The organism is Chitinophaga barathri (assembly GCF_003807585.1).
Taxonomy (GTDB): domain Bacteria; phylum Bacteroidota; class Bacteroidia; order Chitinophagales; family Chitinophagaceae; genus Chitinophaga; species Chitinophaga barathri.
Genome location: NZ_RMBX01000015.1, coordinates 62,578 through 74,883 on the forward strand (window position 1 = coordinate 62,578; position 12,306 = coordinate 74,883).

Genomic DNA, 12,306 nt, shown 5'->3' on the forward strand with positions numbered 1-12,306 from the left:
TGACCATATCTTTAAAGTATCTCTGCTATGCCGCTTATTCATCTGACCACCGTTATTCATGCGCCCCTGCCCAGGGTTTTTGACCTGAGCCGGAGTATTACGCTGCACAAACGCAGCATGGAACATTTGCAGGAAGAGGCCGTCAAAGGCCGCACCAGTGGTTTGATAGATTATGACGAATCGGTAACCTGGCGGGCGAAGCACCTTACCAAAATGCGCGAGCTCACCGTAAGGATCACCGCGATGCAAAAACCACAGTATTTTTGCGATGAAATGGAAAAAGGCGATTTCACTTTTATGAAACACGAGCATTTTTTCCGCGAGATCGAAAACGGTACGGTGATGATAGACATTATGGAATTCGGTACGCCTTACGGCAGGTTTGGCAAGTGGTTTGAAAAGATCTACCTGAGAAAATACATGAAACGGCTGTTGCAGCTGCGTAATAAGATCATCAAGGAATATGCGGAAAGTGAAAAATGGCGCGTGATCCTGGATTAAAAAAGAAAAAAACGAATGACCGAGCATACAAAACCAAGGCTGGAAGTCTGTTTATCCCCGGCCCTTTTGCACCTGTTTGACGTAAAGAACAGCATTGTCGTAATAATAGATGTGCTGAGAGCTACCTCCACCATTTGCACTGCCCTGAACAACGGCGCGCTGAAAGTGATACCGGTAGCCACCGTGGAAGAATGCGTAAGCATCGGCCGCCAACTGGATGCGATCACAGCCGGCGAAAGGGACGGAAAAATCGCGGAAGGCCTGCTGCATGGCAACTCCCCTTTTGAATATCCCAATGAATTTATCGGCGGAAAAGTATTGGTGCTCACGACCACGAACGGTACCAAACTGCTGCATATGGCCAAAGACGCGGTACAGATCATCACCGGTTCCTTCCCCAACATCTCCGCCGTTTGCGAATACCTGATATCCCAGGGGCAAAACGTGATCCTCGGCTGCGCTGCCTGGAAAGACCGGGTGAATATGGAAGACACCCTGTTCGCCGGCGCCGTGGTAAACCGCATCCGCGAACACTTTGACGTGAGCTGCGATTCAGCGATTGCCGCCGAAACGCTCTACCAGTGCGCCAAAGATGACCTTTTCCGGTTCATGAAAAATGCAAGCCATTACCAGCGCCTGACCGGCTATGGCCTGGAAGAAGATATCCGCTACTGCCTCACCCCGGACGGCGCGAACGTGCTGCCGATACTCCGGAACGGTGAACTGGTAAAAGAAAAATAAATGGGAAAGGGTGAGTTTCAATAAGAAAGCTCACCCTTTTTGATTGGTTTCGTATTAATTTTTAAGCGACCAGCCCGCCGGTATGTTTCTTTGAACGGAGGACGCTGTCGATAGAATAGATCCCGCCACCGTTCATGATAAAAAAGATCATGATCAGCAGCATGGTGAACGGAGCGTACCAGTCGATGATACCCGCACCTGTGGCGCCTTTCAATATGGTGGCCATGATCATGGTAAAGGCCAGGAAAGCGGCCGCTGGGCGTGTGAACAGCCCGATGGCGAGCAGCAGGCCGCCGGCAAATTCAGCCAGTGTAGCCATCAGTCCCCAGAAAAGCGGCCAGGCGGAAATACCTACAAACTGCATGGCGGAGCCTACGCCGTTCCATACCTGTTCTCCACCGGCGATCTTCTGCCAGCCGAATACGAAGAATAATATACCGACTCCTGCGCGGAGGATTAAGAACCCGAGATTTTTTGTTTTAGCGTTGTCGAAGAGTTGTGTGTTTCCCATAGATAATTTTTATACAAAATTACTATCATATACCCCGCTTACTCAATGGATAATTTTTTGTTTCAGTTGCACAATTTTCAAAACGCATTTCCCCCAAACGTGCTATTCTGTTCCCTTCCGCACGCGCTATTTGAATTTTTATGCTTACTTTTGTGGATTGCCTTTTCATGAGCCGTTTTTAAGATGAACTGAGAAAAAGACCAGTGAAAGTCCAATAGATCAATGCATAAGAATTTGTTAAAATAACCCGGGCTGATGCAAAAAGAGGCAATCACAGGAAAAGCATGTCGCTGCCCCATTTACTAAAATATGTTTACAACAACGGAACCGATGAGGTGATCCGGCGGGGAAAACGCATCTTCGCAACCGGCGGTGTGGAACTGCTGGAAGGCGATCCTGTGCTCCGTTCTGCCTCTTTCCGTGTAAAAAGCGACACCCACGCCAACTACTATAAGGTTACCATTAATAAATACCATGAGCCGGCCACCATGAGCGTGCGCTGCCAATGCCCCTACAACCTCGGCGACATTTGCAGGCACGAAGCCGCCGCGCTTTTCCAGCTCCAGGAAATGCTGGACCGCAATCATTTTGAATCTTTCGAAACGCAATACGATCAGCAGCATACGCTGATAAAAATGAAATCCATTGATCTGAAAACGATCAAACTGCTCACCTCCAGCACCATTATGGCCGAAGCGGAACGCATCCTGCGCAAAACGCAGGCCGTGATCAAATCCGCCAAGGACGAAAAAGTAGAAGCAGAGCTGCGGCACGAAGGGAAAAAGTACCCGCTCATCCTGCAAAGGAATGAAGAACGGAACTTTGACACCCATTGTAACTGCGACGAGCACGAACATCCTATCTGCGTCCATAAAACCGCCCTGTTCCTGCAACTGCTGCATGCGCACGGCCCGTTTTATTTTGATACGCTCCGCAACTGGGACAAGGAAAAAAACAAACTCCTTTCTTTATACGGTTATTCCCTCACGGACGACCTGAACGGCAAGTTCGCCTTCTCTTACCTGAACGGCAAACCCTTCCTGCGTGTGCTGGACCCCACCATCAAAAAAGTGGAAGCTCCCGCAAATGCCAAACCGGAGCCTGTAGTGGAAGAAACCATCACGGCTACACGCCGCCTGGGCGTGGTGCTGAACGCAAACGATACGCTGTTCCCTTACTTCCAGACCGAGCTGGTGAGCGGCGAAGCCAACGAAGACGAATCAGAATTCGTATCCCTCGTAAGCAAGCTGGACCTGACCAAATACGTGGACTTTTACCAGTTCAAGGAAAGAGACCGGGACCTGATCACGCCGATCCGGAAAATACAGCATACCGAAATCAGTAAGTTCCTCAATAAGAACTCTCCCTTCGCGGGCATCTGGGAAAATATCATGCATGAAAATGAAGACGGCCTGCCCATGGAAACCATGGAGCTGATCGTGGATTACATGCATCCGAAACTGATAAAACTGTTTCCGCTGCTGGCGGAGCACGGACTGGTGTTCCTGTTAAGGGACGGCCAGCAGTTCAAAACCAAAAACCTGCAACTCCTGCAGGTGGAAAGCGATCCCCTGAAACCGTATTTTAAGGCGGATCAGGTGGATGGCCACGTGGAAGTGACCGCCTGGGTGGACATTGATGGAGAACCGGTGAACGTGTCCGCCAACCAGTGGGCCAGCCCCATGCTGTTCCTTTACAACGGCGTGATCTACACTTTCGCCAATTCGCAGGACAGCATCAGCATCATGCGGTACCAGCAGATGAACGCGTTGAAAGTACCCACCAGCGAGTGGCAGGACTTCCTGAAAGACGTGATGCTGCCCCTCGGCAAAAACTACCCTGTTCAGTTTGACACCGCACTGCTGGCCGAAGTGGATGACATCGTGCCGGAAACGCGGGTGTACCTGAAAGAAATGGGCGAAACCTTCGTGATCCAGCCGGGCTTTGCTTATCACGGCCACGAAGTGGAATGGAACGAAGAAACCCGCATCACCGTGCAGGAAGGCAATAAAGTGCTGGTGATACACCGGAACAAGGAGGCGGAAAACGCCTTCGTGACCAAGCTCCGCACGCTGCACACCAATTTTACCCACCTCAACAACTATAATTATTTCTATCTCCGCTCCAAAGAAGCGCTGAAGAACAACTGGTTTTTCCTCTTTTTTGATGCGCTGAAAGAAATGGACGTCCGTGTATTTGGTTTCGAGCAGCTGCGCAACTTCCGTTTTAACCCGCAGAAACCCGTTACCAACCTGCAGATCAGCTCCGGCATCGACTGGTTTGACGCACAGGTGGAAGTGGTATTTGGTGATCAGAAAGTAGGTATTCGTGACATCAAACGCGCACTGGTCAATAAACAAAACTACGTACAGCTGGCGGACGGCACGCTGGGTCTGCTGCCTGAAGAATGGCTGAAAAAATACTCCCTACTTTTTAAGATAGGCGAGGAAAAAGATAAAGGCGCCGGCCTCAAGCTGAGCAAATACAACTTCTCCGTTATCGACGAACTGTATGAGTTCATTGACGATGACGCCATCCTGGTGGAGCTGGATGAAAAACGCCGCAAGCTCCTGCAGTTTGACGAGATCCGGAATGTACCGCTGCCCACAAACGTAAACGCCAACCTGAGACCTTACCAGGAAAGCGGTTTCCAGTGGCTGAACTACCTGGACGAAGTGAAGTGGGGAGGCATCCTTGCGGATGACATGGGTCTTGGTAAGACCGTTCAGGCCCTTACGTTCATCCAGCATTACAAAAACGTACACGACCATTGCACCATGCTGGTGGTTTGCCCCACCACGCTGATCTATAACTGGGAAAACGAGATCAAAAAATTCACGCCGGGCATTACTTACCATATTCATCATGGTCCCGCGAGGATGAGGATATCGGAAGAGCTCCAGGCCTTCGACGTGATCATCACCACCTACGGCACCCTGCGCAGCGATGTGCAATTGCTGATGAAGATCGATTTCGATTACGTAGTCCTTGATGAAAGCCAGGCGATCAAAAACCCGCAAAGCAAGGTGACCAAAGCCGCACAGCTGCTCAATACCCGCAACCGTATTGCGCTGAGCGGTACGCCTATGCAGAACAACACGTTCGATATTTACGCGCAGATGAACTTCCTGAACCCCGGGATGCTGGGCAGCGTGGACTTCTTCCGCAACGAATTTGCCACACCTATCGATAAGTTCCAGGACGAAGAAAGAAAAGAACATCTCAAAAAGCTCATCTATCCATTTATCCTCCGCCGTACGAAGGAGCAGGTGGCCAAAGACCTGCCGGACAAGATCGAAACGGTGATCTTCTGCGAAATGGACCCCGAGCAAAGACATATTTACGACGCATACCGTAATACTTACCGCTCCAAGATCCTGGGCGTGATAGAGGACCAGGGCATGGAACGCAGCCAGCTCACCATCCTGCAGGGCCTGATGAAGCTGCGCCAGATCTGCGACTCTCCCGCCATCCTGAACGAAACGGAGAAATATCCGAATCACTCCGTAAAACTGCATGAGCTTACCCGCGAGATCTCCGAGAATATCGGGAATCACAAGGTACTGGTATTCAGCCAGTTCCTGGGCATGCTCGGATTGATACGAGACAGGCTGACGCACATGAAGATCCCCTACGAATACTTTGACGGCAGCACCTCCACCATGGACAGGGAAAAAGCCATCCAGAACTTCCAGGCGAACGACGACTGCCGCGTGTTCCTCATCTCCCTCAAAGCAGGCGGCGTAGGTCTTAACCTCACGGCGGCAGATTACGTGTACATCGTGGATCCCTGGTGGAACCCGGCTGTGGAGCAGCAGGCCATTGACCGCACGCACCGTATCGGCCAGACGAAAAATATTTTCGCTTACCGCATGATCTGTAAGGATACCGTGGAGGAAAAAATACTGGAGCTACAGGAGCGTAAGAAATCGCTGGTGAAGGATATTATTGCGGACGACAGCGGGTTTATCAAAAAACTTACCAAAGAAGACGTGCTTTACCTCTTCAGCTAATCAGCTTATACCCGATCCCCCGGATGTTCACGATCTGGATCCTGGGATCTTCTTTCAGATACCTTCTCAGTTTGGTAATAAACACATCCATACTGCGCGCGTTGAAGAAATTATCATCACCCCAAAGCTCCTGCAGTACAGCTTTCCGTTCCATTACCTGGTTTTTGTTCTTACAGAGGCGCATGAGCACTTCCGCTTCACGATGGCTGAGGAATTCAGCGTGGTTATTGCGGGTAAGGGTTTGTTTCGTATAGTTAAAAGAATACTGGCCGATCTGTACCGCGCCTTCCGGAGAGATCTGCGGTTGCTGGAAACGGCCCAGCAGCGAGCGTATCCGCACGATCAGCTCGTCCATGCTGAATGGTTTTTTGAGATAGTCGTTCCCGCCGGTTTCAAAACCTTTGATCACGTCCGCCGTTTGTGCTTTAGCAGTGAGGAAAATGATCGGCGTTTGTTTGTCCGACTTCCGCACTTCTTCCGCGAAGCTGAACCCGTCCATATTAGGCATCATGATATCCAGCACGATTACGTCCGGGCGCTGCTCCTGGTAGATGCGCAGGCCTTCCCGCCCGTCTTTGGCGCACATCATGTTGAAGCCGCGTGTTTCGAGGCTGTCCTTCACGATCTGGGCCAGTTGCCATTCATCTTCTATAAGCAGTACGCGTGGGTTCATACAGTTTAAGTTAAAGGTATTTCCAGCAGGAATTCGCTGCCTTTGTCCGGTTCGCTTTTCACCCGTACCCAGCCGCCGTGTTTCTCCACGATCTTTTTCACATAACTGAGCCCCAACCCGAAACCCTTTACGTTATGCAGGTTGCCGGTGGGCACGCGGAAAAATTTCTCGAAGATATTCTCCTGGTAAGCATGCGGGATACCGATGCCGTTATCTTTTACGCTGATCTTGAGCCGGTTTTGCTGCCGCGTGACCATAATGGTGATGCTGGCGGGTTCCGGGGAATATTTAATGGCGTTGTCCACCAGGTTGTTGATTGCGTTGGAGAGGTGTGTGCTGTCTACTTTTACCTGGGCATCGGCCAGCACGGTATAGGTGAAATCCACTTTCTTGGCGGATTTGAGCCGGTGATTGGTAATGATGCCGCTGATCAGTTCGTTGAGGTCCGTGAGTTCGGGCGTGAGTTCAAAATCTTCTTTCTCTTCCGCCGCGATGTGCAGTACTTTTTCGACGAGATCGTTGAGACGGTGCAGCTCGTTGCGCGAGATATTGAGATATTGCGAAGTGCGCTGCTGGTCCTGCAACGCGTTGAAGTGCTGAAGCGCTTCAACTGCGGCGGATACAGTGGCGATGGGCGTTTTCAGCTCATGGGTCATGTTGTTGATAAAGTCGTTCCGTACTTCAGAAAGCCTTTTTTGCCGGAGAATGGTGCGCAACATGTAGACAAAACAAAGCACCATCAGCAGCATCAGCAATGCGGATGCAAGGAGGCTCCAGATCATTTTGCCAAGAATGAGTGTGAGGGGGCTTTTGAAGGTAGCGGAAACGAGCAGGTTCTGTACCGGGTTAAAAGGAATGGGCGCGGTCTGGAGTTTATTCTCCGCGAAAGCGAAGAAAGAGTCCTCTTTTTCCATGCGCAGCGTATCCAGCCGGAAGCCGGTATGGATGCCGCGGGCGACGAGCTCCTCCGTATACATGGAGTCCAGCCGGTTCAGGGTAAGGGTGGAATCGAAGAAACGGTTCAGCACGAGGATGTTCGATATCCGCCGGGAGAGAGAATCCGCGGCCACGCGGTAAATGGTGTCCTGCGAGAGATCGACCCGGAATGTTTTCCCGTTTTCGGTTATCTCCTCATAATGTTCGCCGGTGCTGTCGTTTAAGGTGGTCGTGCTTTTGCGCATAAAAAAGGCATTCCTGCCTTTTTGCCTTATGCCTGGCAGGGTGGGTGAAGTTTTAGCAAAAACAGTTGTGCCCGCCTGCCCGCTGAGCACATGTGCGGGAAGGATGCCAGGTACCCGCATGGTATGGCTGTACCCGAGAAGTTTGCCTGCATCGTTGAACTGTTTATAAAAAACGGCTGTACGGAGGGCATCATTTATGTCCCTGTTAAATTCCTCCAGCCTTATCTGGTAGGCCTGGTAAAGCCAATAACCCTGTAAAGCGAATATACCGGCCGTGGAGGCGGTTATGAGGATGAGAATATTGCGGATTCTGTTGCGCATCGGGTGTAAATCTATCGCATCTGTATCAACGGGCGCAAAGGCTTAACACTATTTAACACTAAATAAGATTGCTTAACCCGCCGCCTGCCCGGGATACCTGAATTTTACGAAAAAATCAGAACATGAAGAAACCCATTACAACCATCCTTGCGGCCACCGCGTTACTGGCTGCGGGTATAGAAACCAGGGCCCAGCAGTCCGGCGTGATAGAATACGAAGTGACCATGCGGATGGAGGCCGGGCAAATGAGGGTAGTGACCTACAGCGCAGCCGGCGGCAGAAGCGAAGGCGCCCCGGAGGGGATGCCCGATTTACCCAACCTGATAACTTCAAAACAAACCCTGACCTTTTCCGGCGGTAAGGGGAAACTGGAAACAGAAGGCGGCGGCGGGCCAAGGATGATGATGATGGGAGGCCCGGCGGGCACGGTATCTGACCGTAGCAACACCGTTGTTGCCAGCTCCGGCGCGGTCCCGGTGGGGGCAGCGGGGCGGGGAGGCCGTCCGTTTACTGCTAATGCACTGCGCCCCCCTGTCAGTAACACGACGTATATTGATCTTGAAAACCGCAAGTACCTGGACGTATCGGAAGAGCGGAAGGACAGCGTAGTGGAAAACATCTGGTATTCGGAAGAAAACTATAAAGAGACACCGGATTTCAAAACCTCCGGGAAAACGAAAAAGATCGCGGGTTATAGCTGCAAACGCGCCACCGTTAACCAGGGAGACGAGCAGTTTGTGCTCTGGTACACCACAGAGATCCCCGTGTCTTTCTCGCCTGTAAACGGCGTGTTGCCGGAAAAGGGAGTCGTACTGTCCATTGAAAGCAGCAAACGCTCCTACATTGCTAAAAAAATAGAGTTAAAGCCCATTGCGGAAACGGAGGTAAGCCTGCCTGCCACGGCTCAGAAACTAACAGCGGCCGAACTGAAAGAGAAAAGAAGGTCCATCATGGAAAAGTGGCACAACGAACAATTCAAAAAAATGCAGCAACAAATGCAATAGACCCGGTTAAACCCCCCTTATGAAACCGAGCATGATAAATTTCCCCACATAGGAACATGCGAAGCACGCATGAGCTTCCTTTAAGAGACAATATGTGGGCGGATAATGTTTATGCGAGGTTCCATCCGACCTTTAAAAGAGACAAACAGGATGAAACAACGCTTACTTTTAACCCTGGTGGCCCTGATAGCCATCGGAACCATTGCCAAGGCACAGCAGAAAGAAAATAAGATCACAGGCAAAATAGCGGATCAATCCAATAAAGAGGCTTTACCGAATGCTGCGGTAGCCTTGCTGGAACGAAAGGATTCAAGCGTTTACACGACCGTGGTGGCGGACGCAAAGGGAGCTTTTGCCTTTACCGGTTCCAAACCCGGGGAGTATTTCCTGGTGGTATCCTATATGGGCTTTAAGCAGCTTTCGCGGCGTATAGACGTGAAAGACACCACTGCGCTGATAGAGCTGGGCACGCTCGGCATGGTACGCACAGGGCTCAATCTGAACGAAGTGGAGATCGTAGATGTGGCGCCGCCCATCCGTATCAAGGAAGATACCATTGAGTTCAACGCGGGATCTTTTAAAACCAGGGAAAACGCGGTGGTGGAGGATCTGCTGAAAAAGCTGCCGGGCGTGCAGGTGGATAAGGACGGTACGATCAAAGCCAATGGCGAGACGATAAAAAAAGTGCTGGTGGACGGGAAACCCTTCTTTGGCAATGACCCCAAAATGGCCACCCGCAACCTTCCGGCGGATATCATCGACAAGATACAGGTGATCAACCAGAAAAGCGAACAATCCCAGTTCACCGGTATTGCGGACGGAGAGATTGAAAAAACGCTGAACCTGACTGTGAAGCAGGAAAAAAAGAAAGGTTTCTTCGGGCGGGGAAGCGTTGGTTATGGCACAAACGACCGTTACCAGGCCGGCCTTACCTTCAACCGCTTCCGGGAAACGCAGCAGCTCTCCGTTTTGGGCAGTACCAACAATGTGAATGCGCCGGGCTTTGCTGTGGGGGAAGTAAGAGGTGGCCAGGGGACCGGTCTTACCAAAAGCTGGAACGGCGGTCTCAATTATAGTGACGAGCTTTTTAAAGGGATGCGCCTGAATGCGAGCTATTTTGCCGATAAAAAGGATTCCGAAAATGAAACGGTCAGCGAACGCCAGAACATCTTCCGCCCGGATTCTTCCTCCTACGTCAATAACTTCAACAACTCCCTGTCCGATATGGTGAACCACCGTGTTTTTATGCGGATGGATTACCAGATAGATTCGAGCCATTCCCTGCTGGTAACGCCTATGTTCGCCTATTCCACCGGCGGGGACGCTTCGGAATCGCGGAGTACTACTATGAACAATGCGAAGGATACGGTGAACAGCAGCCGCAACCGTTCGCTGACTACCTCCAATACGCCAAACTTCAGCACACAGGCGCTTTTCAGGAAAAAGTTCGATAAAAAAGGAAGAACGCTCAGCGCCAATCTCACCTACGGGTTCAACAGTTCGGAACGGGAATCCATCAACCAGTCTTTTATTGACTTCAGGGATGGAACCAACCAAAGGCTGGATACCGTGGATCAGAAGGTAGTCCAGGAAAGCAGCAGCCGCAAGGCCGGGGTCAGGGTGAGCTACACGGAGCCCGTATTCCGGGACCGGTTCCTGGAGATCAATTATGGATATAATTACACATTCAATTCCAACGACCGTCATACGTACGACAAGTCCAAAACCGGGGATATCTATGATGTAACGGTAGACAGCCTGACGAACCTCTTCGAAAATGTATCCAGCAACCACCAGGCCGGCATCAGCCTGATGACCCAGAAGCTGCGCTACAATTATACGATCGGCCTGAACGTCCAGCAAAACAGCCTCAACAGCGACAACCTGACAAAAGGCGATAATATCCACCAGGAAACCTGGAACGTCTCTCCGCTGGCTGTCCTGAATTACAATTTCAGCGCGAGCAAACGGCTCACGTTTAACTACAGGGGCCAGACGCAACAACCCTCGCTGGAACAATTACAGCCTGTGCCGGATATCTCGAACCCTTTACTGGTAAGGGAAGGCAACCCTGACCTAAAACCGTCCTTCAACAATAACTTTTCCCTGAGCTTTAATGACTATGTTCATGAAACCATGCGGAGCCTATTCGCGTCGGTTAACGGCACCTTTACACTGAACAGGATCGTAAATGCCAATACCATTACAAAGGAAGGGATACAGATCATCAAGCCCATCAACGTAAACGGTTCTTATAACCTTAGTGGCTACCTGGTGAACGGATTAGCACTGAACAGGAAGCAGAAATCGTATCTGAACACCAATACGGTTATAACCTACAACCGCGATATCAGCTTTGTAAACGGCCGGGAAAACATCACCAGTAACCTCAACCTCGGTCAAGGCGTGAATGTGAACTGGATCTATAAGGAACTGTTTGATGTAGTTGCCGGGGGAAATGTGAATTATAACAGCGTCCGTTTTTCAGAGAATAAAACGAATAACACGAACTATTTCAACTATACACTTACCCTGGATTTTAACGTGAACCTGCCGTTGGGATTCATTGTCGGGGGAGACCTGGATTACATAGCCAATACCGGCCGGGGAGAAGGGTTTAACAACCAGTTTACGATGGTGAACGGGTTTGTATCCAAAACGGTATTCAGCAAAAAGCAGGGCCTGCTGAAGTTCCAGGTGTTCGATCTGCTAAACCAGAACGTGAGCGTGAACCGTACTGTGATGGACAATTATATTGAAGACACACGGAGCATGGTGCTGAACCGTTATTTCATGTTGAGCTTTTCTTACTTCCTGAACCGCTTTGGCGGTAAGTCCGCAGCCATGGGCAGAGCGGGCAAGGCGGTTCCTGCCTTCTGATCGGGGGTTAACGGGTTATTGGCCGTTGATGACCCTCTTTTTCTGGTTCGCCGTCCATTGCTGGGTGATATACACCACGAAGCGGCTGATGGTAAATGTGGGGATGAAGTCCAGCCCGGGGAACAATTCCTCGATAAAGTTGAACACACCGCCGAATGCGCCCAGCGGCCCGCCGAACATCCGGTAAAAGATGATGGCCGAAATAGGCGCCCAAACCACGTCGCTCACTTCGCCCAGCAACGGCACCGCATAGCTGGCCAGACCAATCAGGTCCATCAGGAGGCACATCGTTAAACTGGGAGTAGTTTTCCTTTCCATACTCACTTGCTTTTGTATATATAATCAAATAACCTACCAAAATGTTACTGACACCGGGGACACTTTCCGGGAAAACGATGGCGAAATTCCCGGGAGTGCTTACCAGTAAAGGGTTTCGGTACGAACCGCATTGGTCAGGTATTTACCCGGAATATCAAAAAAA

The 12,306-nt window shown here is 50.7% G+C and carries 9 protein-coding genes; 5 read left to right on the forward strand and 4 right to left on the reverse strand.

From position 1 onward, the window contains the following. Positions 1–27 precede the first annotated feature (27 nt). Both EG028_RS24145 and EG028_RS24150 read left to right on the forward strand, forming a co-directional pair. Positions 28–501, forward strand: coding sequence for an SRPBCC family protein (locus EG028_RS24145; protein WP_120518919.1), 474 nt, complete (start codon positions 28–30; stop codon positions 499–501). Positions 502–516: 15 nt separating this feature from the next. Next, a complete protein-coding gene (locus EG028_RS24150; protein WP_120518920.1) occupies positions 517–1,242 on the forward strand; it encodes a 2-phosphosulfolactate phosphatase in 726 nt (241 codons plus the stop codon). A 61-nt stretch (positions 1,243–1,303) separates the two neighbouring features. Here the strand turns inward: EG028_RS24150 and EG028_RS24155 are convergent, their stop codons facing one another. Continuing rightward, positions 1,304–1,753: a DoxX family protein gene (locus EG028_RS24155; protein WP_120518921.1), complete on the reverse strand. Its 450-nt coding sequence runs from the start codon at positions 1,751–1,753 to the stop codon at positions 1,304–1,306. 284 nt (positions 1,754–2,037) lie between these two features. Here EG028_RS24155 and EG028_RS24160 point away from each other — a divergent pair, with 284 nt between their 5' ends. Beyond that, entirely contained in the window at positions 2,038–5,766 is a 3,729-nt protein-coding gene (locus tag EG028_RS24160) for a DEAD/DEAH box helicase (RefSeq protein ID WP_120518922.1), read from the forward strand. Here EG028_RS24160 and EG028_RS24165 read toward each other — a convergent pair. Both EG028_RS24165 and EG028_RS24170 read right to left on the reverse strand, forming a co-directional pair. Then, positions 5,759–6,439, reverse strand: coding sequence for a response regulator transcription factor (locus EG028_RS24165; RefSeq protein WP_120518923.1), 681 nt, complete (start codon positions 6,437–6,439; stop codon positions 5,759–5,761). The two genes, EG028_RS24160 and EG028_RS24165, sit on opposite strands and share 8 nt — an antisense overlap. Positions 6,440–6,444: 5 nt before the next feature. After that, entirely contained in the window at positions 6,445–7,941 is a 1,497-nt protein-coding gene (locus EG028_RS24170; protein WP_120518924.1) for a sensor histidine kinase, read from the reverse strand. 122 nt (positions 7,942–8,063) lie between these two features. On the opposite strand from EG028_RS24170, the gene EG028_RS24175 reads away from it, so the two are divergent. Both EG028_RS24175 and EG028_RS24180 read left to right on the forward strand, forming a co-directional pair. Next, entirely contained in the window at positions 8,064–8,945 is an 882-nt protein-coding gene (locus EG028_RS24175; protein WP_120518925.1) for a GLPGLI family protein, read from the forward strand. Between the two features lie 150 nt (positions 8,946–9,095). Further along, positions 9,096–11,825: an outer membrane beta-barrel family protein gene (locus EG028_RS24180; RefSeq protein ID WP_162946624.1), complete on the forward strand. Its 2,730-nt coding sequence runs from the start codon at positions 9,096–9,098 to the stop codon at positions 11,823–11,825. A gap of 15 nt (positions 11,826–11,840) precedes the next feature. Here EG028_RS24180 and EG028_RS24185 read toward each other — a convergent pair whose 3' ends face one another. Continuing rightward, on the reverse strand, positions 11,841–12,143 hold the full coding sequence (locus tag EG028_RS24185; protein WP_120518927.1) for a hypothetical protein: 303 nt from the start codon (positions 12,141–12,143) through the stop codon (positions 11,841–11,843). Positions 12,144–12,306: the final 163 nt, after the last annotated feature.